The sequence below is a fragment of the Facklamia sp. 7083-14-GEN3 genome, assembly GCF_024742075.1.
In the GTDB taxonomy this organism is placed as follows: Bacteria; Bacillota; Bacilli; order Lactobacillales; family Aerococcaceae; genus Facklamia.
Window position 1 is genome coordinate 213608 of sequence record NZ_JANSGD010000001.1, and the last position, 26648, is coordinate 240255.

A 26648-nucleotide genomic window follows, 5' to 3' on the forward strand; every position below is an offset into this window, starting at 1 on the left:
ATGGAACTTACGAAGAAGTTTTATGCAGTCCTCTTATTTATGCCCCAGCTTATTTTAAGTTTATTTCTACTGTTAGGTGTAATGATTGGAATAGTACAATCTTTTGGTTACATACCTTCTTTAAATTTAAATGAGTTCAGTCTGGTTTACTATCAAGATTTATTAAGTAATAAACAATTTAGTCAATCAGTATTTTTTTCATTGAAAATTGCCCTCTATTCAGCTTTTATTTCAACGATTATCGGTCTAGCCTGGGCTTACTTTTGGCTTATTCAAGAAAAGTTAAGTAGATGGCAACGGATGATGGTGAAAATCCCTATAATTGTTCCTCATTTAGTGGTCGCGCTGTTTATTTTACAATTGTTCGGACGAACTGGGATATTTGCACGAATTTTATTTGCAGTGGGATTTAAGAATGCCCAAAATTGGTTTGATTCATTAGTGTTTCAACCAAATGGTTGGGGCATTATCTTTTCTTTTATGTGGAAAGAAATTCCTTTTGTTTTATTTTATTGTTATCCTATAATCAGTTCGATTAATCGCAAGCTTGGCGAAGCCGCACAGACTCTTGGAGCTAATCGTATGCAAAGTTTTATTAAAATTGTGCTCCCCTTATCAAAAAGTACAATTCTAGCTGCCTTTTTCATTATATTTATGTATACTTTTGGCTCTTATGAGTTACCAGCTTTATTAGGGCCAACCTTACCTAAGGGATTACCTGTTGCGGCATATCAAGCTTATATCCATCCCGATTTAAGTCAACGTCCTTTAGCTATGGCATATAATGGAATCTTACTACTCGTTAGTTTGTTAGCTGCTGCAATTATTTATCTTATGGCATTCTATTCTCAGTTAAAGAATTATTATCCATTAAAGAAAAGGTAGGTCGCGATGTATCGTAAAGCCGTTAATATCTTGATACTTATAACTATTCTTATCCCCATAGCCATCTTAATGATTTGGGCATTTTCTGCTCGTTGGCCCTGGCCACAAGTATTCCCTCGCAATTTTTCTTTAAGAGGGTTTGAAAATCTAATGCGACAACCTAATCAATTATTAACCCTTATTTTATCTTCGGTATTCATTTCGTCATGTGTAGCCATGCTGTCATGTATGATTGCGTTAATGACGGCTAGAGCGATGGTAATGGCTAAAGGTTTCTTTAAGAACTTTATTCAGTTAACTATCGCTCTACCTTTTTTAATTCCTGTTATCGTTTTTGCTACAGGTATACATCAAAAAATGATTGAATGGGGCTGGGCCAATAAGCTTTGTGGCGTTATTTTCGTCCATTTAATCTATTCCTTACCCTATGCTAGCTATTTAGTGATTGATGCCTACCATGCTGTTGGTCTTCATTTAGAAGAACAGGCATGGATATTAGGGGCAAATAAATGGAAGGCTTTCTGGAAAATAACTTTTCCACTGCTGCTTCCTGTTCTTGCGACCAGTTTGGCTATGTCATTCATTGTTTCTTTTAGTCAGTACTTCCTGACTTTAATGATAGGTGGGGGGAAGATTCAAACCCTATCAGTAATTATTTATCCTTATTTACAAAGAAACGATCGAACAATTGCTAGTATTTATGCTTTATTCTTCTTAATCATCAGCTTTTTAGTTATGGGTCTTTTCTCCTGGTTTTCAAAATATTATCAAAGGAAATATGAAAAAGTCGACTTCTATTAGGAGGTGAACCGTGTCATTAATTATTAATAATTTATCCGTAAAGTTAGATCATACTAAAATCTTAAAAGATCTTAATCTTGAAGTTAAAAGTGGAGAGTATTTGGCTTTGCTCGGACCTTCTGGATCTGGCAAAACTACTTTTTTGAAGACACTCGCTGGACTCATTGAAAAGGCTGAAGGAGATATTTTACTCAATCAAACTTCTATTATGAAAAAACCAAGTCATTCCCGTCCTGTTTCGGTAGTATTTCAAGATTTAAGACTTTTTCCGCATTATAACGTTAAAGAAAATATCGCTTTTCCTATGAAGTTAAAGAAAATGAAAGACAAAGAGATTGATGAGCGGGTAAGCTCATTATTGAATGATGTGCGCTTACAAGGCTTTCAAGCTTCTCCTATTCACAAATTATCAGGTGGTCAACAACAAAGGGTAGCACTCGCCAGAGCCTTAGCCACTGAACCTCAAGTTCTTTTGCTGGATGAGCCTTTTTCTGGACTTGATGAACCGCTTAGAAGAGAGATGGGGCAGTTAGTACATAACCTACATGTTAAAAAAAATCTGGTAACTATCTTAGTGACACATGATAAGCGAGAAGCAGTACAATTTGCTGATCGTATAGCTTTTTTGCATAATGGAGATTTAGTCCAAATAGATTGTCCAAAAAATGTTTTTGACCACCCTGAAAATGAGTATGTGGGTAATTTCTTTGGACAGTTGAACCGCCTAAAGGTTATTGAAGAAAGTCGAAAAGACTGGTTAGATATGGATGCTAATGTGAAAGTAAAGGACTATATTGGTAAGAAAATTTTTGTCAGACCGATTCGTGTGGACGTAAAGAAAGAACGAAAAGAGTCTTCTTCCAATTTGATTTTACCGGCCCAATTAACCCACTTTATTGAGTATCCAGAGTATGTTGATTTAAAATTCCAATTAATCAATTCAAGTGAACAATGGAGTGTTAATATCTTGCACCAGTCATTAAAAGATTATAAAGTAGGCGAAAACTATTGGCTTTACGTTAATCATGAAGATATTGTTAGTTTTGAATGATAGATTATAATAGAAAAAGTCCAACTAAAGGTTGGGCTTTTTTTGGGTTTTAATAATTATGAGGCTTTTTCAATTATTGGAAGTTCTTTATTTTCTTTTGTACCATCTAAAGAATTTTTGACATTAGTATAGCCGTTTTCTGTTAAAAAGTTAGCAATTTGAGCGGATTTATTACCAGAATAACAGAAAGTAATAATTTCAACTTCTTTGTCTTCAGGTAGTTGTTCTAATACAGCTTCTGGCTTATCAACTGAAGCATGAATGGCTCCTTCTACACTTGCTTTTTCAAAGTCCTCAAGATCACGTGCATCAATGAAAATAGTTTCGCCTGCTTCGGCTGCTTCTATGAAGGTATCAGGCAAGATAGATTCATAAGCCACTAAAGTATATTCAAATTCTTTAACCCCTTTAGCATCCTTAACATCTTTAAAACCATTATCGATTAAAAGACTCGCAGCTTCTGCAGACTTCTTACCAGTATTGCAATAAACAATAATGGGCATCTTTTTGTAGTCTTCTAATCGTTCTAATTGTTCCTCTAATTGATCTAAAGGAATATTAATGGCATGTGAAAGATGTCCTTCTTCGTATTCTTCTTCTGGACGCACATCAATTACCAGATATTTTTCCTTTTTCTTCTTGTCTAATTGGATTTTTTCTAGTTCTTCGCCTGGCATTATCTCAGCTTGGGCGTAAACGCTTGAAAGATCTAGAGCGAAAACCGCTACAAAAGTGACAATAACTTTTACAGATTTTAAAAGTGTTTTTTGCATCATATACACTCCTTTATTTTAATGTCTTTATTTTATTAAAACGTTCATTCAATCACAAATAGACTTTTTAAATAAATGTAGGCTATTTATTAGTAATATCAATAAAACATTCACTCAAAAAAATGTAGCTGTATGCTATAATGGGCAAGGTTATAAGAGGAGGTCCAAAATGTTAAGTAAAATATATTGGGTAATTGAAATATTAATCCTTATATCTGGTTTTTTTGTAAATAATTATGCCAGTAAACGGTCAGGATTGTATCGTCATGTGTATTACAGGGAATTTCAATTTAATCAATTTTGGTTTGCTGAAAATTATCGATGGATTTGGTTTGTTGTGGCTATATCTATTCTTTTAATTGCTATCATAGCTATACTTAAAACTAAAAAGTGGATTCAAAGTTGTTATCAATTTTCTTGGAAAATTCATTGGATTATATTGGTGATTATTTCCCTGTTTGAATTAGTTATCATGAGCTTTTTTGCAGATAAGAGTGTTTTCATTATGTATCCATATTTCCTGCTAGGTTTACCACTTTTAGGAGTTGGAAATTTGATTGCTTGTTTATTAATTTTCTTCTTCCATCGTCAAACTAAAGAATGCGAAAGTAAGACAGGAGATTTATAATGTCGACTGCAATTATTTATTTTGTCAAATTACCTATAATTGGCTATAACAAAACGAGATTGCAAGGTTTTTTACCTAAGGAAGATATTCATCACCTATCGATTCATCTTTTGCAAGAAACTTACAAAGAAATTTGTAAGGTAGATGCAGATATCTATCTTTTTGTATCGCCATCTGATCAAAAAAAAGCCATCCAAAAATATCTAGAAATTAAAAGTGATAAAATATTTGGTCAGCTTGATTCAAGTCATTTAGGAGAAAGAATGTCTCGAGCTATGCAGCAAATTTTTAATCGCGGCTATGACAAAGTTCTTTTGTTAGGCTGTGATTTAGTTGATATCAAGCAATCTTTGATTGAACAAGTAATTAAGATGTTAGATCATGAAGACGTTGTTTTAGCTCCTACCTTAGATGGTGGATACGGAATTATAGCAAGTCGCCAATTCTCTAAATCGCTTTTTGATTTAGAGAATTATTCGCACGATGAAGTATGCCAAAGGACAATCAATAAACTTTCTGAAGCAAAACTTTCCTATGCACTGACAGAAACAATTCGTGATTTGGATACGCGAGAAGATGTGGTGCGCTATCTATCGGGAGATCCACACGCAGTTTATTTTAATCAAGGTGAGTATAACGCCAATTTTCTAATTGATAAGGGAAGAAAAATTTTTAGGATTGCTCTAGGCTCTCAAATGAATTTAGATAACCAAATTGAATATGAATACCTAGCGCTAAAGGGTTTAGCCTCATCAGGCGTTGTGCCTAAGGTCTATCAATGCCAACCTCATACTGATTTATTAGGTAAGGGCTATTTGATTGAAGAGTATCTTCCCGGGCATTCTTTAGACTATCATAAGGATTTATCTATCGCTGCTAATATTCTGGCTAGAATTCATAGTGTAGACATTGATACTATCCCTCATCTAATCAAAGCGAAATACCCTTTCCAACTTATGTATCAAGAATTTATTGAGATGTACAATCATTATCAAAATTGGAAGGGGAGGGATCTTGAAGTTATCAATTTAATCGACGCACTGATGATAAGTCTTAAGAAATACTCGCTTAGTAGTGAATTAAGCAATCCCTGCGTCATCAATACAGAACTTAACTCGCATAACTTTTTGATTAACTCCCATGGAGATTCTTATTTAATTGATTGGGAGAAGCCCTTGATTGGAGAAAGAGAACAAGATATCGCTCATTTCTTAGCCCCCACAACCACGCTATGGAAAACAGATTACTTACTTTCATATGATGAAATCTCTTTTTTCATTAAAGAGTATGACAAATCTTCTCAGGTGAAAATTAATAAAGATAAGCTCAAACAGTACCTTCATTTCACTTGTTTAAGAGGAATCACTTGGTGTTCGATGGCTTATGTTCAATACTTAGAATCGCAAAAAGTTAAGGCTAATGACCAATCTTTTCAGACTATTTCCCGATTTATTAGCCCAATATTCTTACAAGAAATTAAGGAATATATTGAAAAGTTGGAGGGTGTTAACTTATGACCTATATAATCAGTGTCATAATTCCAGTTTATAATGAAATGAAAATCTTACCTGAGACCTTAAAAAACCTACAGCATTTGAAGGATGAAGATATCGAAATCTTGTTTGTAGATGGAGGAAGTGAGGATGGAACACAAGATTTTCTAAGAAAAAATCAATACAAAATTCTGCATAGTCCTAAAGGACGTGGTAGCCAGCTAGCTGTTGGCGCTGAAAAGGCGCGAGGAGATTATCTTTTGTTCTTGCATGCAGATAGCTACTTTAATCATTCTCCTAAAAAAGTGATATTGAATAGTTTGTTAAAGGGAAAAATTGGTGCTTTTCCATTGAACTTTCAAACAGATAATTTATGGCTAAGAGCAATTGCAAAAGGATCAAATTGGCGACTGAAACATCGACAGATTGCATTCGGTGATCAAGGAATTTTTATGACGAAAGATTATTACAGGCAACTAGGGGGTTTTCTATCCTTACCCTTAATGGAAGACTATGATCTATCTTTAAGAAACAAGGCTAGGGGTGAGAAATTAATCATAGCGAATCAATTTATCTATACCTCTGACCGTCGTTTTAAAGAAAAGGGTGTCTTTAGGACTCTTTTTAAGATGCAACACTGTCAGTATTTATTTCGCAAGGGTTGTGCTATGAAAGAAATCACTCAAGTCTATTACTCATAAAAGGGGAATAGTATGAAAAAGAGAAGTATCAAGGAAAATATCATTGCAGCCATTGCTAAAAGAATGGTGGTTAATATCGATGAAGCTCCCCACATTGTTGCATTAACTAAGCCACTTTCAGAATGTAAAGTAGCATTTATCACAACTGCGGGAACCCATTTGAAGGGTGATCTTCCTTTTAATATTAAGGGAGATCATACCTTTCGAATGATTCCTGGGGATAGTCAAATGGAAGATATTATGATAACTCACGACCATTATGATCACAGTCAGGCAGATGAAGATTTGAACTGTGTATTTCCTCTGCAGATGCTCCAAGAGATGACGATAAAGAAGATAATCGGTTCTGTTGCTCCACGTCATTTTGGTTTAATGGGGTATATACCTAAAGTAAATTTATTGATCGATGAAACAGCCCCAGCAATTGCTCGACAATTGGTTGAAGATCAAGTGGATTTGACGCTGTTGTCTCCTGGTTGATATATATGTCATCAGTCCGTTGGACTCATCCAAAGAGAAGTTGAAAAGCAGGGAATTCGTACCGCTTCAATCATGCATTTACCTAAGGTAGCAGCAAAGGCCAGACCTCCAAGAATGTTTACCATCGATTTTCCATTAGGTTTAACCTTCGGAGAGGCGAATGATTCTACTATGCACTGGCAAGTTATGGACCAATTTTTAGATTTTGCCGTATCGGGTGGGGCGGAAGAGATAAGGCCTTTTAAAAAAGATTAATGACTTAATCTGATTCGGCTAGTGAGGTTAGATAAAGATAATCAATTTATTGCTAGAAGTGTGATTGTTTTTAGTTGAATGACTCAATGAGCGTGATGAATTTTGTGAGAAAGGAGATGAAGATATGGACTATCTATTATTATTTATTGAAGGACTAATGACTTTTATCTCTCCCTGTTTACTGCCAATGATTCCGCTTTATATTGCTTTTTTTGCAGGCGGTGAAGAAGAAAGTTCTACTAAAAGAACGCTCATTAAAGCGACCTTGTTTATGTTAGGATTTTCTACCATCTTTATCTTATTGAGCCTTTTTATATCAACTGTTGGGTCCTTCTTCCTGATGCATCGACAAGTCGTTAACTTTATCGCAGGAAGCATTATGATTATTATGGGTGTCGATTATCTCAAGGGACAAAAGCTAATGACTAAATTAAGGCCTCAATCGACTGGCGGTCATGTGGCCAATCCTTATTTATTTGGTTTAGTCTTTGCCATTTCTTGGTCGCCATGTGTGGGAACCTTTTTAGCTTCAGCATTAACCTATATAGCTAGTGTCGCTACTAGCTGGACTTCCTTTTTACTAATAATTAGCTATTGTTTAGGGTTAGGTATTCCTTTCATCCTGTCAGCTTTATTAGTAGATGAAAGTAAAAAAGTCCTTACATTTATAAAAAAACATTACCGTTTAGTCAATCTATTTTCAGGCTCGTTATTAATCCTTTTTGGTTTATTAACCATGTCCGGCATTTTAGAAACACTTTTATTAAAACTAGCCTAGGAGGAATAACATGAAAAAATTACTAACTTATGGTTTGCTTTTAATCGCTATTATAGGTTTTGGAAGCTATATTTATAACAAGGTTCAAGATCAGAATTTATCGATTGAACAAACAGAACCTATTCAGGAAACTGTTAGTGAAATAGATTCCACAACCAGCCAACCAAGCGAAAAAGTTTCAGAGGAAAAAGAAATATCCTTTCAATCGTCAAGGGAAGAAAGTAGTCAGTCCAATAGCACAAAAGAAGAAAAGCCAGATCCATATGGCCATCTTAAAGTAGAGAGTGTGTTGATTAAAGATCAAGCAGATAAATCAATGACACTATCTGAAAATTTTGGTCGTCCTATGGTTGTTAATGTTTGGGCAACTTGGTGCCCACCTTGTAAAAAAGAAATGCCTTATTTTCAAACGGCTTGGGAAGATTACCAAGAAGATATTGATTTTTATATGATCAATGCCACCAATTCTCAACCTGGAGAAACTAAAGAAGCAGTGAACGAATTTCTAGAAGACCTTAATTTGACTCTTCCTGTATTCTATGATGTTAATTTTTCAGCCATGATGTCTCTGCAGGCTACTTTTTTACCCTCTACCATTTTTATAAATGAAGAAGGAGAGGTAGTATACCATCATATTGGCTTAATTAGTGAAAAACAATTGCTAGAGCAAATCGAGGAATTATTATAAAAAAATAAAAATTATAAATCATAGTAAAAATTTTGATGGTCTTGGCGTTTTAAAATTTAGGAGGTTCTTATGAAAAAAAATCAATTGGCAGTGATCATTGTGCTTGCATTATCACTCTTAGCTTATCTTTTTATTCCTTCGGTTCAGTCCTTTATTAATGAGTCTATTTCAGCCATGAAATCAGTTAATTTAGAAGATACAATTGCCTATATTCGTTCCTACGGTAATGTTGCCGCTGTTGTTTCTTTTTTCCTGATGATTTTACAGTCTATTCTTTCACCCATTCCCGCTTTCTTAATTACACTATCTAATGCTGCCATTTTTGGTTGGTTTTGGGGAGCAGTATTGTCTTGGACATCTTCAATGGCTGGAGCGGCTTTATGCTTTTACATTGCTAAAATTTTAGGACGCGACGCAGTTGCCAAGATCACCAGTAATACAGCCTTAAAATCTTTAGATGTATTTTTCGAAAAATATGGCAAGTACACCATTGTAGTTTGTCGTTTACTGCCTTTTGTTAGTTTTGACTTAGTTTCTTATGCAGCTGGCTTAACCTCTATGAAATTCTGGCCGTTCTTTTTAGCTACTGGAATTGGTCAATTACCGGCAACCATTGTTTATTCCTATATTGGACAAAACTTCGGTGGTGGCGGTAAACAATTATTTATTGGGTTAATGTCACTATTTGCTGTAACGATTATTATCTATATTGTCAAATCGATTTATAATGAACGCCATGCAAAAAAAGCAGCTAAGTAAATGGTTGAAGGTTTGCCTAGTGATAGCTTTAGTAGCTTTAACTATCTGGTTAACCTTAAATTTTTCAACCGATCGTGTACGAGAAATAATCATGCAATCTGGTTCTTCCGCAAAATGGATATATATATTACTTTGGGTTTTCTTACCCATGGGTTTTTTCCCTGTCCCTTTCCTAGCTTTTGCAGGAGGTATGGGGTTTGGATTATGGTTAGGCTCTTTCTTGACTTTTATAGGGGCAGCTTTAAATCTAACTTTTATGTTTTTAATTTCGCGTTATTTATTTAGACAGCCGGTACAAAAATTTCTATTTGAAAAATATCCTAGTTCTAAAGGGATATTGACCACCGATAATCAGCATTTAAAGTTAGTTCTTGCATTGGCTCGAATTATGCCCGTAATTCCCTATAATGTTGAAAATTATGCTTTTGGCTTAACGGATATCTCATTATGGGACTATCTATGGATTTCTCTCATATGCATTTTGCCAGGCACATTCATTTTCGTAAATGTTGGGGATAAGGCTTTAGAACCTAGTGATGCCTCTTTTTCACTATCAATCATACTAATGGCCTTATTAGTATTCGGGACAGCCTTTTTAGGGAAATTTATTAAGAAGAAAAATCCAAAAGTAGCCCGAAAGCTTGAAGTAGATGAGGGGGAATAATGTTTGAAGAAAGTTTTAATTGACTTTGATAACACTTTTTTCACGCCTAATCGCGATATTGATGATGGTTTAGCTTTGATGTATTTATTGGGTAGTCCAGAGGTTGACATTGTGGGTATTACTTCGACATTTGGTAATTCGACCATTGAGGAAGTAGACCAATCGACTCGTCGTTTAATAAACAAATTTGGCCTTCAATCAATTCCTTATGCAAAAGGGGCCAGTGAAACAGCTGATTATTTAACACCAGCAAGCCAGCTATTGGTAGAATTGGCTAATGAATACAAAGATGAGCTAATTATTATTGCAGTGGGGTCCATGACCAATCTGCAAGGGGCCTATCTAAGGGACAGTCATTTCTTCAAAAAAGTCAGACAACTTGTATTAATGGGTGGGATTACTCAACCATTAATCTTTGACAAGCAAGAAATGCGAGAAATGAACTTTTCCATTGATCCGCAAGCTACTTTTACTGTTTTAACTAAGGGAAAAAATGTTTCTATTTTAACAGCCAATAACTGTTTAGACTTATTGTTTACCCAATCAGAATATGAACAAGCTTTTGATAATCAACAATCGCCAATAGCCAATTTCATTCAAAGCTATGCAGAACCTTGGTTTGTGGATAATGAAGATGAATATGGTATCAAAGGCTTTTATAATTGGGATTCCTTAGCAGCGGTCTATTTAGTAGAGCCTGAGTTATTTGAGGACCAGTGGAGAAATTTCAATGTTTCTATTAATAGTCTTTCAATGGGTTCTTTAATAGCTGAAGATTTTGATCCCAGTCCTTACTCAAGCTCTAGACCTTTTAAAAAAGTTTTAATCAACACACCGATTGTTAAAAAGGGAGATCAAATACGAAAAAGTTTATTCCAGCGCTGGCTAAACGTTAAACTGGAAGATTAAATAGCAAAGGAGGTTTATGGATGTTCAAATGGAATAATTTGCTAATAGCAATTTGTTCAGGTTTTATTTTTGCTCTTCTAGCAGGAGCTTTGATGTCATATTGGGTATGGTTAGAAATGCGTGTTCATACCTGGGTCTTATGTTGGATCGTTTTTGCTTTATTCATAATGGTAAGTTTTTTATTCAAGATAAAACCGATAACTTACTTCGTTGGACTTATTAGTGTGGTTACTTTAATGCTGGTTAAATCACCCAATATTTTTTACTACAATGTTCGTGATATGTTTTTCTTAGATATGAAAATTGGTCAAATTAAAATGATTACCTTAATTTTGATTGTAGTGATGACTCTATTAATGATTTACTTATGGTTGAAAGATCGAAAGTTGACAAGTCAGCAAGTTTAAATTTGAGAGGATGAATAATATGAAAAAAATGATGAAAAAATTAGCGACGGCTGCTTTTACCTTTATAACTGCCTTTTCTTTATCCATTCCAACTCTAGCGGAGGAAGATGCCTCTTCACAATTACCGACAGAAGAAAATCCGATGGTAATTGATAAGGAAGCAGGCACCATTTCTATTTATGCTTACGTAAATGGAAAATACTTAGAAACATCTACGCGTCATGCTGTGGTTTTCGATGATGGTAACTTTGGTGGGAAATCAGTGTTTGGAACTACTGCTAACCAAAATGAATTCTATGAAGCTTTATTAGAAATTGGAGCAGAACCAGGAGACAACATGACAGCTGAAAATGCAGAAGAAACGCATGTTGAAGGCGACTTAATGGATATTAAAGTAAGTTGGGAAGGTGCTGAAAAAGAATACGATCTGAGTGAAACGATTATTGATTCTAATGGTAATGACTTTGAATTCCACTTTGGTGGAAACAAGGGCCGTGCCCATGATAAACATACAGGTTGTATTACTTGTTTAGATTCATGCCCAGTCGGACTTATTTCAAATGCCACTTATACCTATGGGGCCGTTGAAAAAAGAGGGGAAGTAGAGTTTTCAGGAAATAGTGAGATTTTACCAGAAGAGGGGACCCCAGTAATCATTACTTATTCAATCCACAAAGACAAAGAAACAATCGAAAATAAAGTAAGCAACAAGAAAGTGGATAAAAAAATGGACCAAGAAACAGAATAATTTATGACTGTGAGTTAGATAGTCTATATTCATAAGAGATTATAAATTTAGAGGCAGCACTAAAATAAAAGTCCTAACAAAATGTATTCATGAAAAATGCAATTACCAAAATATATGTATGAAAAGAAGTTTTTAATCAATAATCAATGTTTTACTATGAAGGATAGAAAAAATACATATTCTTTGATTTAAAGCATTTTATAACTGGTTATTAAAATAAAACTGGGGTATTTCTCATTAAGGTTTGAGACGAAAAAATCACTAAATCCTAAAAGTAAATAGGCAAGTTTAATCTCGGATCTTCCATTTTTATAAGTCCCAAGATTGTAAAGGACATATTAAATTTTGACACTAGGAACCCTATGCTGTTGTTTAAACCAGAAGAGACAGTAGAGGGGGTTTGGCTATATTAAAAATTTAATCGAAGCTATTCATAAAATGAATTCTAGTCAAGAAAGTATATAGCGTTTGCTACGTCATTCGAACTTTTTCAAGGAGATTTATATTCATTAGTCGAACGATTGCGATAACTATTAAAATCAACACACAAAAACTCCTCACCAAAATTGGCGAGGAGTTTCAAATAATTGAATGGCTAATTTATCCAAATATGGAAACTATTATCTGTCATTTGTTTTTCAAATATAGCAGTATTTTCACTCATATTGTATCCAATCAATTTATTGCCGGCTAGTATGAGTAATGTGTTGTCATTAATTTGCTTGATATCTTTTATGTAATCAGTCTCACTCCCAATTGTTAAACCAAACTGAGATAAATCAATAAAGCTTGTCGTCTTATCGTTTAAATCAAAAAGGCTGAATCCAATTTTTCCGAGATCATTTTGTTCATGTTCTATAGCTAATAAATTTGGGCCTAAATAAAAATATTGTATGCAGCTATTTCAGGTAGGTCGATCAATTCTTTTTGGCCTGTATTCATATCATAATGAAGAATACTTCCTAAAGCTGCTCTTTCTTTGGTGGAGCGTATTCTATAACCAGGTGAAACGAAATATAATTGATTGTCTTTTACAATACTATCCTCGAAGTAATAACTAATTTCAGGATATTGATAATCATATAGAAATTCTTTGTTTTCAAGTTTTAATTTCTTATCTTTAAATGATAATGTATATAGATACGTAGGATAAGTTACATCACCACCATCAATATCTACTCCCAGAAAGTAAATATTATCATCATTGTCAACAGAAAAATCACTGCCTATGATACGGTCATTGAACGTATATCTACTGACCTCTTCTAGATTGGTATCAAAGACGGCAATACCGTTTTCCGGATCAGTAAAGTAATAATCAGTTGATGAACCAGAAGAAGTATAGGCATAATCGGACGTTTGATTATATTTGATTTCTCCATTTTTAAAATCGATCGCTATAATTCTTCCTTCTTCTCCATGAGGCGGTCCTTCTTCAGAAAACACCAAATAACGATTTGACAGTTCAGCACGTAGAACAGCTGGGTTTATTTGCCCTTTGACAATTTCTGTATTCTCTTCAGAGACTTTCTCAGGCTCATTATCTGTCAGTTGGTACCCTTCTATAATACCATAGCTAACAACATAAAAATCTGCATCTGGATTTATAAAACCTGCTTTTGAATTTAACTCCTTATCAGGTTCTACAGGTTTTGATAGTCCTTCTTCTAAATATTTTTGTTCTTGTTCCGGCATATTTTCTAGGATTCTTTTTTGTTCTGGAGTTAGTTTAATATCATTACCAATTGATTCATGTAATTCAATATAAGACTGCACTCTGTCTTCCGGCAATTCTTCTTTGTCCTTCGCATAGATAGTTACTGTTTTAACCATTATTTCGAATCCTAAGAACAATAGTGTGATTAATGCTATAATTTTTTTCATAAGATTCTCCTTTATCTAAAGTTCTATCAGCTTAAATATAGTAACTGACTAGCAATTAATTCAAGTATAAATTAAAACACCCAAATTCACAATGTTATATATAAATTGATAATTCTAGATTCACCTGTCAATAAAAGACAAAAAAACTTGCTTTTTCACATAAATATTGATAATATTGTAAGAGTCTTGTTCAAAGATACTATTGGGAGCGGATGGGTTCTGGTGTGCCCTCTGGTCTTCAAAACCAGTATGAGGCGTTAAGAGCGTCTTGGGTGAGTTCGATTCTCACACGTTCCCGCCAGGAAATTAAACTAGCCTAGCTAATCACAGAGAGACTGTGACTAGCTGGGCTATTATTTTTGTTTTTTTCTAATGACTTGTTTTATTTAGGTGAATTGTCTTGTTTAACCCAACATCTTGTGGTAATCTTATTTCATAACACAAGATATAGACAAAATATAAATAATTCTGGGGAAGCAGGTTAGAATCCTGCACAGTCCCTATGCTACTGTATTTGAGCTCGCTCATAAGTCAGATCGCCAGGTTATTTATCACACTTATCACTTCTCAGGGTTTAGTGATCTTTGGAAATATTCTTTAGTAGCAAGTATGGGTATCCCTATGCTTTGCTTTCTCTTGATTTTACCATCGGCTTTCCTGGGAAGGGAAAGCCGTTTTTTTGTCGAGGAGGAGAATAATATGGAAAAAATCACATTATATAGTAAAACGGGTTGTGGACAGTGCGTTTTCTTAAAAAGATATTTAGATAGCAAAGGTTTTAACTATTTAGAAAAAAATGTTGAAGAACAAAGTTATTTAGATGAAGTAAAAAACCTTAATTGTCAGAGTTTACCAGTTGTTCTTATCGGACAATCCGAACCAATTGTTGGTTTTAAACCCGATTTAATTGAGAAGGCACTTAGTCAATGCTAGCGATTGTCTTTATTAGTTTAACGGGTCAAACCCGTCGTTTTGTGGAAAAACTGTCAGTAGATTACCAACTAGAATTGGACGATATGACTTGTGACACAATAGTCAATCAGCCCTATTTATTGATTGTTCCCACTTATCAAGAGCTGGTAAGAGACTTAGTGGATGATTTTTTTGAAAATGAAGTCAATCGACAAAATTGCCGCGGAGTAGTGGGCGCTGGCAATTTAAATTTTGCCCAATTATTCTGTTTTACGGCTAAAGACATTAGTCGTGACTATCAAATTCCTTTAATTCATAAGCTTGAGTTTCAGGGGAATGAGGCAGATGTTTCATATATTAAGGAGGTAATAGATAATGGCTGAAAAACAATCGTTGAAGAAAAAAAGCTATTTTCAATGGAATAATCAATTAAATATACCGGAAGATGGAGTAATTCCTCTTTATAAAGATCAAAAGGCATTAGATGCCTATTATCAAGAAGAAATCGATACTAACAGTCCAATCTTTTCTTCTTTAGAGGAACGTTTAAATTATTTAATAAAAAATGATTATTTAGAAGAAGACCTCATCAATAAATACTTGGAGCCTGCTGAAAATGATAAAGATTCGTATACTTTTATCAACAAACTGTATGGCTACTTACAAGCCAAGAATTTTAAGTTTAAATCTTTCATGGCTGCTTATAAGTTCTTTAATCAGTATGCTTTGAAATCAAATGATGGTCGTCAATATCTTGAAGGGTTTATCGATCGAGTGGCTATGAATGCCTTGTATTTAGCAGATGGTGATCGACAATTGGCTATGGATATTGCTGAAGAATTAATTTCCCAACGCTATCAACCAGCTACACCCACCTTCTTAAATGCCGGTAAAAAGCGTCGAGGTGAAATGGTATCTTGCTTCTTGTTAGATGTTGATGATTCCATGCTGTCGATTGGTCGAGCCATTAACTCAGCTTTGCAACTTTCAAGAAAGGGAGGCGGAGTTGGCGTTAATCTATCGAATATTCGTGCAGCAGGTGATCCCATTAAAGCGATTGAAAATGCTTCTTCAGGTGTAGTCCCGGTGATGAAATTATTAGAAGACTCTTTTTCTTATTCCAATCAGTTAGGGCAGAGGAATGGGGCAGGTGTAGTTTACCTAAATGTTTTCCATCCAGATATCTTAGCTTTCTTATCGTGTAAAAAAGAAAATGCCGATGAAAAAATTCGTGTCAAAACCCTTTCTTTAGGAATTGTAGTGCCTGATAAGTTTTATGATTTGGTAAAAAATAATCAATCAATGTATCTTTTCAGTCCTTATGATATAGAAAAAGAATATGGCCTCCCTTTTTCTTACTTTGATATAAGTGAGAATTATCAAGCATTAGTAGATAATCCAAAAATCCGTAAAAAGAAAGTTCAAGCACGTGAGTTAGAAACAGAAATCTCTAAACTTCAGCAAGAATCGGGTTATCCTTACATCATTAATATTGATACAGTTAATCGAACTAACCCAGTGGATGGGAAAATCATTATGTCCAACCTCTGTTCAGAGATTTTTCAAGTTCAAGAACCTTCTGTTTTAAATGATGACTTATCTTATCAAACCTTAGGTAGCGATATTTCCTGTAACTTAGCTTCCACCAATATGGAAAAAATGCTGGCAAGTCCTGATTTTGGCAAGTCGGTGGAAATCGCTGTGCGAGCTTTGACCACTGTTTCTGATAAAACTAAAATTGCCGAAGTGCCAACAGTTCAAAACGGCAATGATCTTTATCATACCATTGGTTTGGGAGCGATGGGCTTTCACACTCTATTAGCAAAAAATAAAATTGAGTATGGGTCAAAAGCTTCTATCGAAATTATTGAAGCTTATTTTATAGCTCTCAATTACTACAGCTTGCTTGCTTCGAATAAATTAGCCAAAGAAAAAGGGCAGTCATTCCACAAGTTTGAACAATCGAAATATGCGGACGGATCCTATTTTACTCCTTATATTAAAGAAACTTTTAAGTTTGAAGAAATGGCAGCAGCTGAACTTTTTAAAGCTATAAAATTACCCACTCCTAAAGATTGGCAAGACTTGGCAGCTAAGGTTAAAGAATATGGCCTTTATCATCGCAATCGTTTAGCGGTTGCACCGAATGGGTCAATCTCTTACCTTAACGAAACCTCTGCCTCCTTACATCCGATTACTCATCGGATGGAATTAAGGCAAGAACAAAAGAATGGTGCCATTTATTATCCAGCTCCAGGGCTTTCAAATGAAACCCTACCTTATTATCAAACGGCTTATGAGATGGATCAAAGGAAAATTATCGATGTTTATGCTGCCGCACAAAAGCATATTGATCAGGGTATGTCGTTAACTTTATTTATGTTATCTGAGATTCCTGAAGGTCTCTATGAGTGGAAAAAAGCAGGATTTAATCAAATGACCACTCGTGATTTGAATATTTTAAGGCACTACGCCTTCTCTAAGGGTATTAAATCACTCTACTATGTACGTACACATAGTTTAGACGGCGAGGTTATTGGGGCTAATCAGTGTGAGTCATGTATGATTTAGGAGGAAATTATGACTAATTTTTTACATTATCAAGCCATTGATTGGAATCGCATTGAAGACATCGTAGATAAAATGACCTGGGAAAAATTAACTTCTCAGTTTTGGTTAGATACGCGTATTCCAGTCTCCAACGATTTAAAGGATTGGCGTTCACTGAGTGAAGTTGAAAAAGATGTGGTTAATAAAGCTTTTGTTGGATTAACCCTTTTAGATACTTTGCAGTCAGAAGAAGGAGCTAATGTCATGCGAAATGATATTCGCTCCGCTCACGAAGAAGCAGTTCTTAACAATATTTTATTTATGGAATCAGTCCATGCTAAATCTTATTCGACCATTTTTATTTCTTTAAACGATTCAGCTACCATTGATGAAATCTTTGAGTGGGGCAATAATCATCCCTCTTTGCAGTATAAAGCCAAAGTGATTGAAGATATTTATCTTTTACCTTCTGGAAAAGAGTCTAAAGAACAAGTAATTAACGGTTTAAAGAAAAAGGTAGCTAGTGTCTTTCTAGAATCTTTTCTCTTTTACAGTGGTTTCTATACTCCTTTGTACTATTTAGGGAATAATAAACTAGCTAATGTGGCTGAAATTATCAAACTAATTATTCGTGATGAGTCGGTTCATGGGACTTATTTAGGCTATAAATTTCAATTAGGTTATCAAGAGTTAAATGATCAAGAACAGGCTCAACTTAAAGAATGGGCTTATAACTTAGTATTTGATCTCTATATGAATGAATCTCAATATACCCAGGAGGTATACGCAGAGATTGGTTGGGTAGAAGAAGTGGACTGTTTTGTTAAATATAATGCCAACAAGGCATTACAAAATCTAGGATTTGAAGCAGTATTTGATGGAGCGAGTGCGCAAGATATTAATCCAATAGTCTATAACGGTTTGTCGACTGAAACAACGAATCATGACTTTTTCTCTCAAGTAGGTTCAGGTTATTTAATGGGTCAGGTAGAAGCGATGGAGGACGAAGATTACCATTATTTATAAAGGAGTGACGATTAGGCAAATGGATCATACAGCAGTGTTGAAGCAAAAAAAAGAGAATATAGTCAGCTTTAAAATAAAAAAAAGAGATGGCAGTATTGAAAAATTTATTTTGGGAAAATTAAAAAGTTCCATTGAAAAAGCTATGGATATTAAAGACTATTCATTAATTGAAGCTATAAGTAATGAGATAGAAAATCAAGTCGTTCACTTAATGAATAGCTCTGACATCAAGCGGATTGTTATAGAACAATTAAGCAAGCGAGGCTTGGAAACAGCCGCTAGCAAATATGTCGCTTTTGCTGAAGCTAAATTAGCAGACTATCAATCGCAGATGCAATTAGAAGACCGTATGGATCAATTGATTAAACGTAATCCTAGTTTGGTCAATGAGAATGCCAATAAGGATAGTCGTGTATTTAATACTTTGAGGGACCTTACCTGTGGGGTTACAGCTAAAGCCATTGGTTTAAATATGTTGCCCAAACAAGTGGCCAATGGTCACTTAAAGGGAAGCCTACATTTTCATGATTTGGATTATTCACCTTATAGTCCTATGACTAATTGCTGTTTGATTGATATTGAGAATATGCTGAAGCATGGTTTTCACATAGGGAATGCTGAGGTAGAAAGTCCGCGATCCATCAATACAGCTACTGCACAAATTGCTCAAATTATTGCCAATGTTTCTTCTTGTCAATATGGAGGATGCTCGATTGATCGAATCGATGAAGTACTAGCGCCTTATGCGGATTTAAATTTCAAAAAGAATCTTGCCTTAGCTGAAGAATTGACAGATGATCAAGAACAGGCTGAAAAATTTGCCAAGAATAAAACGCAAAAAGATATTTACGATGCTATGCAGAGTTTGGAGTATGAAATCAATACGCTTTATTCATCAAATGGTCAAACCCCATTCACTACACTTGGTTTTGGTCTAGGTACTTCTTGGTATGCACGCGAAATTCAAAAAGCTATTTTGAAAATTCGCTTAAATGGATTAGGTAAAGAACACCGCACAGCTATTTTTCCTAAATTGGTTTTCAGTTTACGCAAGGGAACTAATCTTTTGATGGAAGATCCTAACTATGACGTTAAACAATTAGCGCTTCAGTGCGCTTGTCATCGGATGTATCCAGATGTTTTGATGTATGACAAGATTAAAGAACTTACCGGAAGTTTTAAAGTGCCAATGGGATGTCGGTCTTTTCTTCAAGGTTGGAAAGATGAAAAAGGGCAGGAAGTAAACAGTGGACGAATGAATTTAGGAGTTGTAACTATAAATCTTCCACGTATCGCGATGGAATCAGATCATTCTTTTGATAACTTTTGGGAATTACTTAATGACCGCTTAGAAATTGTTGGACAAGCACTTGTCTATCGAGTAAAGCGAGTCAAACAAGCTAAGACCGAAAATGCTCCAATTTTATACCGTGAGGGGGCTTTTGGTCACTATTTGAAAGCTGAGGAGGATGTTGACCAATTATTTAAAAATAAGCGCGCGACCTTATCACTAGGTTATATTGGTCTGTATGAGATTACGGCTTATTTCTTTGGTTCAAATTGGGAACAGGATGAAGCTGCTAAAGCTTTCTCGCTAAAAGTTATCCAACGACTTAAAAAGAAGGCCGATCAATTAGCCCAACAATATGACTACCATTTCTCAGTTTATTCGACTCCGAGTGAGTCCTTAACGGATCGTTTTTGTCGCTTAGATCAAGCCAAATTTGGTGCTGTTAAAGATTTAACTGACAAAGATTATTACACCAATTCCTTTCATTATGATGTTCGTAAAAATCCCAATCCTTTTGAAAAAATTGATTTTGAAAAAGATTATGCTCCCTATACATCGGGTGGCTTTATTCATTACTGCGAGTATCCTAATCTCAGACAAAATCCTAAAGCTTTAGAAGCAGTTTGGGATTATGCTTATGATAAAATTGGCTATTTAGGCACTAATACACCCATCGATCATTGCTATGAATGTGGCTTCCAGGGAGAATTTGAGCCGACGGAAAAAGGTTTTGCGTGTCCACAATGTGATAATCGTAATCCTGAAACTTGTGATGTAGTCAAGAGGACCTGCGGTTACCTCGGTAATCCGAATATCAGACCGATGGTTAAAGGACGTCACAAGGAGATCCAGTCACGCCAAAAACATTTAAGTGAGAGAATGTGTGACCAGTGATTGAAAAATTTAAAAATCCCAAATCACAAGAGTGGTTAGCCCAAGAGTATTGTTTAGGAAAGATCGCAGACTATAAACCTTTCAATTTTGTGGACGGAGAAGGAGTACGTAATAGTCTTTACGTTAGCGGCTGTCTCTTTAATTGTAAGGGCTGTTTTAATCGTAGGGTTCAAAACTTTAATTATGGTGTGCCATATACTAAAGAACTCGAAAATCAGATTATTGAAGATTTAGCCCACGATTATGTTCAAGGCTTAACCCTTTTGGGTGGTGAACCCTTTCTTTCTACGCCAATTTTAATTCCATTAGTCAAGAAAGTGCGCTCCATATATGGAGACCGTAAAGATATATGGTCTTGGTCGGGTTATTATTGGGAAGAGCTATTAAAAGAGTCTGATGATAAGCTAGAACTCTTATCATTAGTCGATGTTCTTGTCGACGGACGGTTCGATAATGAGAAGAAAGACTTAAGTTTGCAATTTAGAGGAAGTAGCAATCAAAGAATTATTGATGTTTCTCAATCATTACGAGAAGGACATGTTAGCTTATGGAAACAAGGTTCTTATCATTAATAACGATTATTATAATTAACAAATAATTAAAACCTTCTAAGCGTTATCTTAGAAGGTTTTTTTATATGGGGTTTTAAGAAAACTTAAAAAATTGAAATTTATTTTTAGAATAAAACAAAATATGCAAATCAGATTGAAATCATATTTTAAAATTGATATACTTTCATTAAAGATAACGTTTACATTGGGGGTGGTTATTTGTTAGGCGTTTCGGTTTTTTTAGACCCAAATCAGCATCAGGAAAACTTGACTTATATAAAGGAAATGAAAAATTTGGGCATTGAAGGTGTCTTTACTTCCTTACATATTCCTGAAGACGATGCAAGTCAGTATCCTTCCTTATTAAAGGAAGTAGGTCAACTGTGCAAAGAACTTCAATTAAACTTATCTATAGATATTTCGGCAAAATCGTTAGAAAAGATTGGTTACAGTCTGCATAGAGTGGAGCAATTAAGTCGTTTAGGGGTTAGCTGTATTAGACCGGATTACGGAATTGATAATCAATTAATTGCGTCATTAACCCACAAAATCGACGTCGCTTTAAATGCTTCTACAATAGATTTGGAAGATATTATTCAACTGAAAAATTTTGGTGCAAATTTTGAGAAGTTAGAAGCTTGGCATAATTATTATCCAAGACCTGAGACAGGTTTGAATGAAGTGTTTTTTGATAATAAAAATAAATTTCTAAGAAATCAGGGTTTTAAAGTGATGGCTTTTATTCCAGGCGATAATCAGATGCGTGGCCCTATATTTGAATCATTACCCACTTTAGAAAAACATCGTAAAAAGAATCCTTTTTATGCTTTTTTGGATTTAAAAAACACATATTCTATAGATAAAATTTATCTTGGCGATCCGGGCTTATCTCCGATTGCAAAAGCTCAATTTGTTAAGTATCTGAGTGAGAATGTCATCATACTAAGGGCATTAAAAACAAATCAATCAGAAATACCCATAAGAATTAGACACACTAACCGAATGGACCCCGGAGCTTTTGCGATTCGGAGTCAAGAATCACGGATTGATTTCAAAGGGATTAAAGTAAAAGCTCAAGCTACAAGGCAACGTAAGAGGGGGGTAATCACATTAGATAATTATAAGTATCAACGTTATCAAGGTGAGTTACAAATCGTCGTTAATTCTTTGCCAGCAGACCCAAAAGTTAATGTGATTGGTGAAGTCATTGAGCAGGATATTGATTTATTAGACTTTATCAATCCAGGTCAAGAATTTGAAATTAAATGGAAAGAAGGCAGATAGTTTGGATCTTGATCGATTATCAACTGAAACACGAAACAAAGAGACTTTAAATTTAGATCAAATGGATCCCCTTGAAATCATACAAAAAATGAATCAAGAGGATAAAAATATTCCTTCAGCTATCGAAAAGCAATTACCTCAAATTGCTAAAGTTATTGAAGCTGTAATAAACTCTTTTAGACAAGGAGGGCGATTAATTTATTTTGGAGCGGGAACTAGCGGTCGATTAGGAGTGTTAGATGCAGCAGAATGTGTCCCCACTTTTGGTGTTCCAGCTGAAATGGTTGTAGGTTTAATAGCAGGAGGCGATAAAGCCATGCTTAAGGCCGTTGAAGGTGCAGAAGATTCCAAAACTCTAGCGAAGGAAGATTTACAAGCACTGAAATTGACAGCTAAAGATACCGTGGTAGGAATTGCTGCCAGTGGTAGGACGCCATATGTGATTGGTGGCTTAGAGTATGCGCGTCAAGTCGGAGCCTATCGTGCTAGTTTAGCATGTAATGAAGGAGCAGAGATTTCGAAATATAGCCAAACTGCAATCGAGGTTGTTGTAGGTCCAGAAATTTTAACAGGATCCACTCGCTTGAAGGCGGGAACCGCTCAAAAATTAATTCTAAATATGATTTCAACCGCATCAATGGTGGGGATTGGTAAAGTTTATCAAAATTTAATGGTTGATGTTCAGCCTACGAATCAAAAATTAATCGAGCGAGCTAAACGTATTATTATGCAAGCAACAGAAGTAGATTATAAAACCGCTGACCACTTCTTAAACTTATCTAATTTTAATGTAAAAACAGCAATTGTAATGATTTTAACTGACAATGACAAAGAAACAGCCGAAAAGTTACTAAAAAGTAATCAAGGTTTTGTGCGACAAGCTATATTAAAGGAGGAAAAATAATGTCTAAAGAACAGCTTATGGCGAAAAAAATCGCCTCTAAAATAGGAGGAGTGGGTAACGCCAGTAAAATTTATAATTGTATGACGCGAGTGAGGATTGACTTATTAGATTCTGATAAAGTCGAAGTAGATTCATTGAAGTCGATCGAAGGTGTCATGGGTGTGGTTGAAGATGGAAATAATCTTCAAGTAATTGTTGGTCCGGGTGCATCTAATAAAGTAGCAGCAGAGTTAAATGCTCTGGCTGGGGTTCAGCATACAGAACAAATTAATGAAAATTTAGACCCGAATTTAACCAACGGCCAAGCAGATGTTAAACAAAAAGCAGCTAGCAATAAGGCGGCTTTTAAACAACAACAAAAAGATAATCAATTTAAACGTTTTACACGAGTAATTGCTAGTATCTTTGTACCTTTGATTCCAGCTTTTGTAGGTGCTGGTATTATTGGGGGTATTGCCTCAATTCTCAATAACCTTATTGTAGCCGGGGAAATTAGTGAAGCTAACTGGGGACAAATTCTAACAGTTCTTAACATTCTAAAAAATGGACTTTTCGCTTATCTAAATATCTACGTAGGTATAAATGCCGCAAAAGTTTTTGGAGCAACAGAAGGACTTGGTGGGGTCGTGGCCGGAGTTATCTACTTAAATGGTATGAGCGCGGAAGCTCCTCTTATGAACATCTTCTCAGGTCAACCTTTATCACCTGGTCAAGGTGGAATGATTGGAGTCATTCTGGCAGTATATCTTTTAAGTATCATGGAGAAGCAGTTGCGTAAAGTAATACCTAATTCTCTGGATATTATATTAACAACATCACTCTCTCTCTTAGCAACAGGATTGATAACTATTTTCTTAATAATGCCATTAGCTGGAGTTGTTTCATCAAGTCTAGTAGGTAGTATAAATTGGGTTTTAGAAGTTGGAGGGGCCTTCGCCGGCTTTGTTTTAGGAGCTACCTTCTTGCCGTTAGTAATGTTTGGTTTGCATCAAGTATTAACTCCTGTTCATGTTGAAATGATCAGTTCAAGTGGTGCCACATATTTACTACCGATTTTAGCTATGGCGGGAGCTGGTCAAGTAGGTGCTGCACTTGCCTTATGGTTAAAAGCTCGTAAGAATAAACAATTAACTTCAATGATAAAAGGTGCTTTACCTGTTGGAATTCTTGGAATTGGTGAACCATTAATTTATGCAGTTACGTTACCTTTGGGCCGACCATTTATTACAGCTTGTCTTGGTGGTGGTGTCGGAGGTGCAGTAATTGGAGCGCTTGGTAATATTGGAGCGACAGCCATCGGTCCAAGTGGTGTAACTTTAATACCATTAATTACAGAAGGACATAGGATGGGATATATTTACGGTTTATTAGCTGCATATGCGGGTGGCTTTATTTTAACTTATCTATTTGGCGTTCCGCATGAAGCAACTCTTCCAACTGAAATTCACGGATCTTCAAGTAACCTAGATGTGAATGAAATGTTAAATAATTTATAATTATTAAGAACCAGGCTAGGCTTCGGCCTAGCTCTTTTTATTAGAAAGTGGTGGGAAACTTGCATAATATATTGTTAACTTTAAGGGATAGTTTAGACCGTCTAGCTAGTTCTGAGCGGAAGGTAGCAGACTATATTATTGCTCATCCTCATAAAGTGGTTTCAATGAGCACACAAGAACTTGGTAAATCAAGTGGGGCTTCATCTTCAGCTGTTATTCGCTTGGCTAAGACTCTCAATTTTTCTGGCTTCATCGATTTCAAAGTACAATTATCTGGTCAACTCGGACAAGCTGAACAACATCCTTTAACTGATATTTCTGAATTTGAATCGGTTTCTCAGATAAAAAATAAGTTAGCTATGAATTTGAGTCATTTTATTTCCGCTAATAATGCGAATTTATCTGAGAAATTAATAAAAACAGTGGTGAGAGAATTTGATCAAGCAGAAGTCATTTTTGTATATGGTATCGGTGCTTCACATATAGTAGCAAAAGATATTCAACAAAAATTTATGCGGTTAGGTAAAGAGGTTATATGTAGCTTGGATCATCATGAAATGATAGCTACCATCTCGCTACAAGATAAAAATGCTCTATTTGTTGGAATTTCTGCTTCTGGTGAAACAAAAGAAGTGATTCATCTCTTAGAATTATCCAAATCCTATGGTCTAAAAACTATTGCATTAACCGAAGAATCTGATAATAGGCTTTGCAAAAAAGCAGATATTGCTTTAAAAACAGTTAAGACAGATTTAACTATTCTACGCAGTGGAGCGACTCTTTCAATTATTAATCATTTATATATTGTGGGTGTTATCTATTATAATTTTCTAACCTTAAATTATCATGAAAACATTGAGCTTCTATTGAAGACGCGACAATCGACCGATTCTTTGCGCGATATAAATAATTAGTTATCAGCTAATCAATTCTTAAATATTTAAAAGCATCTGACTTTTATTAGTCAGATGCTTTATTTTCCTATTTTGGTTTATAGGCAGTGATAGTAGAGGATCTTAGATAATGCTTTAAGTCGACATCGTCAATTCCCCATTTATTAGCATATTGGTCGGAAACAACTTGGCGCTCAATATCGATCTCTGTAAAGCCAGCTTGTTGTAATATGTTTTCTAACTTATCCAAAGTGATGGCACCAGCCACTCATGTGCCGTACATTTTAGGGTTTTCATAGACAGAATCAGGTAAATCTTCATAAAGTGTGATATCTGAAATCCCAATTCGGCCACCAGGTTTTAACACTCGGAATATTTCGTCGTATACATCTTGCTTAGCAGTTGAGAGATTAATGACACAGTTTGAAATCACTAAATCAGCAGTATTATCTGCAATTGGCAAGTGTTCAATTTCACCAAGGCGAAAATCTACTTGGTCGAAATGACGTTTTTGGGCAATTTCCCTAGCCCTTTGGATCATTTGTAGAGTCATATCGACTCCGACAACATATCCTTCTTTACCAACAGCTTTAGCAGCAATAAAAGCATCAAAACCTTTACCACAACCTAAATCGACGACTGTTTCACCTAATTGAGGTTTAGCTTTTTCTTGTGGATTGCCGCAACCCAGTCCCATATTTGATTCTTCCGGTGCGGAAGCTATCTCTTCAGCTGAATATCCAATAGACTGATTTAACTCATTGGTATCTACTTGTGTTTTCTGTTTTTCTGTAGCAATATCGTGATAAAAGTCAGCGACTGACTTTTTGATATGATCAGCATTTATTTTTTCTGTTGTGTCTTTTCTTGACATCGGATTACCTCCTTTTTATAAAGTCTTTCTTATTATAAACTTATGTAAAAAAATAATCACATCTTTTGT

The 26648-nt window shown here is 35.1% G+C and carries 28 protein-coding genes, 1 tRNA gene and 1 riboswitch; of the genes, 25 read left to right on the forward strand and 4 right to left on the reverse strand.

Annotation, left to right across the window (positions count from 1 at the left end; all coding sequences use genetic code 11):
• From NW240_RS00965 to NW240_RS00975, 3 genes are read left to right on the forward strand one after another with little or no spacing between them, the layout of a single operon-like run.
• Positions 1-885, forward strand: coding sequence for an ABC transporter permease (locus NW240_RS00965; RefSeq protein WP_258435559.1), 885 nt, complete (start codon positions 1-3; stop codon positions 883-885).
• Between the two features lie 6 nt (positions 886-891).
• Positions 892-1686, forward strand: coding sequence for an ABC transporter permease (locus NW240_RS00970; RefSeq protein WP_258435560.1), 795 nt, complete (start codon positions 892-894; stop codon positions 1684-1686).
• Between the two features lie 10 nt (positions 1687-1696).
• Positions 1697-2737, forward strand: coding sequence for an ABC transporter ATP-binding protein (locus tag NW240_RS00975; protein ID WP_258435561.1), 1041 nt, complete (start codon positions 1697-1699; stop codon positions 2735-2737).
• Between the two features lie 56 nt (positions 2738-2793).
• Here NW240_RS00975 and NW240_RS00980 read toward each other — a convergent pair whose 3' ends face one another.
• Positions 2794-3513 (reverse strand): rhodanese-like domain-containing protein, encoded by a 720-nt coding sequence (locus NW240_RS00980; protein WP_258435562.1) that lies wholly within the window; start codon positions 3511-3513, stop codon positions 2794-2796.
• A gap of 166 nt (positions 3514-3679) precedes the next feature.
• Here NW240_RS00980 and NW240_RS00985 point away from each other — a divergent pair, with 166 nt between their 5' ends.
• From NW240_RS00985 to NW240_RS01035, 11 genes are all read left to right on the forward strand, one after another.
• The gene (locus NW240_RS00985) at positions 3680-4138 is read left to right on the forward strand and encodes a hypothetical protein (protein WP_258435563.1); all 459 of its coding nucleotides are present in this window, start codon (positions 3680-3682) and stop codon (positions 4136-4138) included.
• On the forward strand, positions 4138-5655 hold the full coding sequence (locus NW240_RS00990; protein WP_258435564.1) for a TIGR04282 family arsenosugar biosynthesis glycosyltransferase: 1518 nt from the start codon (positions 4138-4140) through the stop codon (positions 5653-5655). Before NW240_RS00985 ends, NW240_RS00990 begins: the two co-directional genes overlap by 1 nt.
• Complete coding sequence (locus tag NW240_RS00995) at positions 5652-6332, forward strand: TIGR04283 family arsenosugar biosynthesis glycosyltransferase (protein ID WP_258435565.1); 681 nt, start codon at positions 5652-5654, stop codon at positions 6330-6332. The genes NW240_RS00990 and NW240_RS00995 overlap by 4 nt, the downstream gene beginning before the upstream one ends.
• 12 nt (positions 6333-6344) lie before the next feature.
• Positions 6345-7067, forward strand: coding sequence for a glycine/sarcosine/betaine reductase selenoprotein B family protein (locus tag NW240_RS01000; protein ID WP_258435566.1), 723 nt, complete (start codon positions 6345-6347; stop codon positions 7065-7067).
• A 124-nt stretch (positions 7068-7191) separates the two neighbouring features.
• On the forward strand, positions 7192-7845 hold the full coding sequence (locus NW240_RS01005) for a cytochrome c biogenesis CcdA family protein (RefSeq protein ID WP_258435567.1): 654 nt from the start codon (positions 7192-7194) through the stop codon (positions 7843-7845).
• A gap of 10 nt (positions 7846-7855) precedes the next feature.
• Positions 7856-8533, forward strand: coding sequence for a TlpA disulfide reductase family protein (locus tag NW240_RS01010; protein ID WP_258435568.1), 678 nt, complete (start codon positions 7856-7858; stop codon positions 8531-8533).
• Between the two features lie 69 nt (positions 8534-8602).
• Positions 8603-9292, forward strand: a complete 690-nt coding sequence (locus tag NW240_RS01015; protein WP_258435569.1) for a TVP38/TMEM64 family protein — start codon at positions 8603-8605, stop codon at positions 9290-9292.
• The gene (locus NW240_RS01020; protein WP_258435570.1) at positions 9261-9956 is read left to right on the forward strand and encodes a TVP38/TMEM64 family protein; all 696 of its coding nucleotides are present in this window, start codon (positions 9261-9263) and stop codon (positions 9954-9956) included. Before NW240_RS01015 ends, NW240_RS01020 begins: the two co-directional genes overlap by 32 nt.
• 3 nt (positions 9957-9959) lie before the next feature.
• A complete protein-coding gene (locus NW240_RS01025) occupies positions 9960-10865 on the forward strand; it encodes a nucleoside hydrolase (protein WP_258435571.1) in 906 nt (301 codons plus the stop codon).
• A gap of 20 nt (positions 10866-10885) precedes the next feature.
• Positions 10886-11272: a hypothetical protein gene (locus NW240_RS01030; protein WP_258435572.1), complete on the forward strand. Its 387-nt coding sequence runs from the start codon at positions 10886-10888 to the stop codon at positions 11270-11272.
• 19 nt (positions 11273-11291) lie between these two features.
• Positions 11292-12020: a YdjY domain-containing protein gene (locus NW240_RS01035; protein ID WP_258435573.1), complete on the forward strand. Its 729-nt coding sequence runs from the start codon at positions 11292-11294 to the stop codon at positions 12018-12020.
• Positions 12021-12896: 876 nt separating this feature from the next.
• Here the strand turns inward: NW240_RS01035 and NW240_RS01040 are convergent.
• Entirely contained in the window at positions 12897-13874 is a 978-nt protein-coding gene (locus tag NW240_RS01040) for a hypothetical protein (protein ID WP_258435574.1), read from the reverse strand.
• 234 nt (positions 13875-14108) lie between these two features.
• Here NW240_RS01040 and NW240_RS01045 point away from each other — a divergent pair.
• The 11 genes from NW240_RS01045 to NW240_RS01095 all read left to right on the forward strand — a co-directional run bounded on the left by NW240_RS01045 (position 14109) and on the right by NW240_RS01095 (position 25726).
• Positions 14109-14205: transfer RNA gene (locus tag NW240_RS01045), tRNA-Sec, on the forward strand.
• 144 nt (positions 14206-14349) lie between these two features.
• Positions 14350-14490: riboswitch (adenosylcobalamin (AdoCbl) riboswitch) on the forward strand.
• A 113-nt stretch (positions 14491-14603) separates the two neighbouring features.
• Entirely contained in the window at positions 14604-14837 is a 234-nt protein-coding gene (locus NW240_RS01050; RefSeq protein WP_258435575.1) for a glutaredoxin family protein, read from the forward strand.
• Positions 14831-15199 carry a class Ib ribonucleoside-diphosphate reductase assembly flavoprotein NrdI gene (gene nrdI, locus NW240_RS01055; RefSeq protein WP_258435577.1) on the forward strand — a complete coding sequence of 123 codons (369 nt, stop codon included), beginning with the start codon at positions 14831-14833 and terminating at the stop codon, positions 15197-15199. Before NW240_RS01050 ends, nrdI begins: the two co-directional genes overlap by 7 nt.
• Entirely contained in the window at positions 15192-17387 is a 2196-nt protein-coding gene (gene nrdE, locus NW240_RS01060; protein ID WP_258435578.1) for a class 1b ribonucleoside-diphosphate reductase subunit alpha, read from the forward strand. The genes nrdI and nrdE overlap by 8 nt, the downstream gene beginning before the upstream one ends.
• Positions 17388-17396: 9 nt before the next feature.
• Positions 17397-18392, forward strand: coding sequence for a class 1b ribonucleoside-diphosphate reductase subunit beta (gene nrdF, locus NW240_RS01065; RefSeq protein ID WP_258435579.1), 996 nt, complete (start codon positions 17397-17399; stop codon positions 18390-18392).
• A gap of 19 nt (positions 18393-18411) precedes the next feature.
• Positions 18412-20577, forward strand: a complete 2166-nt coding sequence (nrdD, locus tag NW240_RS01070) for an anaerobic ribonucleoside-triphosphate reductase (protein ID WP_258435580.1) — start codon at positions 18412-18414, stop codon at positions 20575-20577.
• Positions 20577-21149 carry an anaerobic ribonucleoside-triphosphate reductase activating protein gene (gene nrdG, locus NW240_RS01075; protein ID WP_258436257.1) on the forward strand — a complete coding sequence of 191 codons (573 nt, stop codon included), beginning with the start codon at positions 20577-20579 and terminating at the stop codon, positions 21147-21149. Before nrdD ends, nrdG begins: the two co-directional genes overlap by 1 nt.
• A gap of 198 nt (positions 21150-21347) precedes the next feature.
• Positions 21348-22412, forward strand: a complete 1065-nt coding sequence (locus NW240_RS01080) for a DUF871 domain-containing protein (RefSeq protein WP_258435581.1) — start codon at positions 21348-21350, stop codon at positions 22410-22412.
• 1 nt (position 22413) lies between these two features.
• Positions 22414-23316, forward strand: a complete 903-nt coding sequence (gene murQ / locus NW240_RS01085; protein WP_258435582.1) for an N-acetylmuramic acid 6-phosphate etherase — start codon at positions 22414-22416, stop codon at positions 23314-23316.
• Positions 23316-24812, forward strand: coding sequence for a PTS transporter subunit EIIC (locus NW240_RS01090; protein ID WP_258435583.1), 1497 nt, complete (start codon positions 23316-23318; stop codon positions 24810-24812). Before murQ ends, NW240_RS01090 begins: the two co-directional genes overlap by 1 nt.
• Before the next feature lie 59 nt (positions 24813-24871).
• On the forward strand, positions 24872-25726 hold the full coding sequence (locus tag NW240_RS01095) for a MurR/RpiR family transcriptional regulator (RefSeq protein ID WP_258435584.1): 855 nt from the start codon (positions 24872-24874) through the stop codon (positions 25724-25726).
• 67 nt (positions 25727-25793) lie between these two features.
• Here NW240_RS01095 and NW240_RS01100 read toward each other — a convergent pair whose 3' ends face one another.
• Both NW240_RS01100 and NW240_RS01105 read right to left on the reverse strand, forming a co-directional pair.
• Positions 25794-25973, reverse strand: a complete 180-nt coding sequence (locus NW240_RS01100) for a hypothetical protein (protein WP_258435585.1) — start codon at positions 25971-25973, stop codon at positions 25794-25796.
• Positions 25974-26579 (reverse strand): methyltransferase domain-containing protein, encoded by a 606-nt coding sequence (locus NW240_RS01105; RefSeq protein WP_258435586.1) that lies wholly within the window; start codon positions 26577-26579, stop codon positions 25974-25976. It lies immediately after the preceding gene.
• Between the last annotated feature and the right edge of the window lie 69 nt (positions 26580-26648).

What these genes read in the sequence shown, in the direction of transcription:
- NW240_RS00965 (WP_258435559.1), top strand. Translation starts at nt 1, where the DNA reads ATGGAACTTACGAAGAAGTTTTATGCAGTCCTCTTATTTATGCCCCAG.
- NW240_RS00970 (WP_258435560.1), top strand. Translation starts at nt 892, where the DNA reads ATGTATCGTAAAGCCGTTAATATCTTGATACTTATAACTATTCTTATC.
- NW240_RS00980 (WP_258435562.1), bottom strand. Translation starts at nt 3,513, where the DNA reads ATGATGCAAAAAACACTTTTAAAATCTGTAAAAGTTATTGTCACTTTT.
- NW240_RS00985 (WP_258435563.1), top strand. Translation starts at nt 3,680, where the DNA reads ATGTTAAGTAAAATATATTGGGTAATTGAAATATTAATCCTTATATCT.
- NW240_RS00990 (WP_258435564.1), top strand. Translation starts at nt 4,138, where the DNA reads ATGTCGACTGCAATTATTTATTTTGTCAAATTACCTATAATTGGCTAT.
- NW240_RS00995 (WP_258435565.1), top strand. Translation starts at nt 5,652, where the DNA reads ATGACCTATATAATCAGTGTCATAATTCCAGTTTATAATGAAATGAAA.
- NW240_RS01005 (WP_258435567.1), top strand. Translation starts at nt 7,192, where the DNA reads ATGGACTATCTATTATTATTTATTGAAGGACTAATGACTTTTATCTCT.
- NW240_RS01010 (WP_258435568.1), top strand. Translation starts at nt 7,856, where the DNA reads ATGAAAAAATTACTAACTTATGGTTTGCTTTTAATCGCTATTATAGGT.
- NW240_RS01015 (WP_258435569.1), top strand. Translation starts at nt 8,603, where the DNA reads ATGAAAAAAAATCAATTGGCAGTGATCATTGTGCTTGCATTATCACTC.
- NW240_RS01020 (WP_258435570.1), top strand. Translation starts at nt 9,261, where the DNA reads ATGAACGCCATGCAAAAAAAGCAGCTAAGTAAATGGTTGAAGGTTTGC.
- NW240_RS01030 (WP_258435572.1), top strand. Translation starts at nt 10,886, where the DNA reads ATGTTCAAATGGAATAATTTGCTAATAGCAATTTGTTCAGGTTTTATT.
- NW240_RS01035 (WP_258435573.1), top strand. Translation starts at nt 11,292, where the DNA reads ATGAAAAAAATGATGAAAAAATTAGCGACGGCTGCTTTTACCTTTATA.
- NW240_RS01050 (WP_258435575.1), top strand. Translation starts at nt 14,604, where the DNA reads ATGGAAAAAATCACATTATATAGTAAAACGGGTTGTGGACAGTGCGTT.
- nrdI (WP_258435577.1), top strand. Translation starts at nt 14,831, where the DNA reads ATGCTAGCGATTGTCTTTATTAGTTTAACGGGTCAAACCCGTCGTTTT.
- nrdE (WP_258435578.1), top strand. Translation starts at nt 15,192, where the DNA reads ATGGCTGAAAAACAATCGTTGAAGAAAAAAAGCTATTTTCAATGGAAT.
- nrdF (WP_258435579.1), top strand. Translation starts at nt 17,397, where the DNA reads ATGACTAATTTTTTACATTATCAAGCCATTGATTGGAATCGCATTGAA.
- nrdD (WP_258435580.1), top strand. Translation starts at nt 18,412, where the DNA reads ATGGATCATACAGCAGTGTTGAAGCAAAAAAAAGAGAATATAGTCAGC.
- NW240_RS01090 (WP_258435583.1), top strand. Translation starts at nt 23,316, where the DNA reads ATGTCTAAAGAACAGCTTATGGCGAAAAAAATCGCCTCTAAAATAGGA.
- NW240_RS01105 (WP_258435586.1), bottom strand. Translation starts at nt 26,579, where the DNA reads ATGTCAAGAAAAGACACAACAGAAAAAATAAATGCTGATCATATCAAA.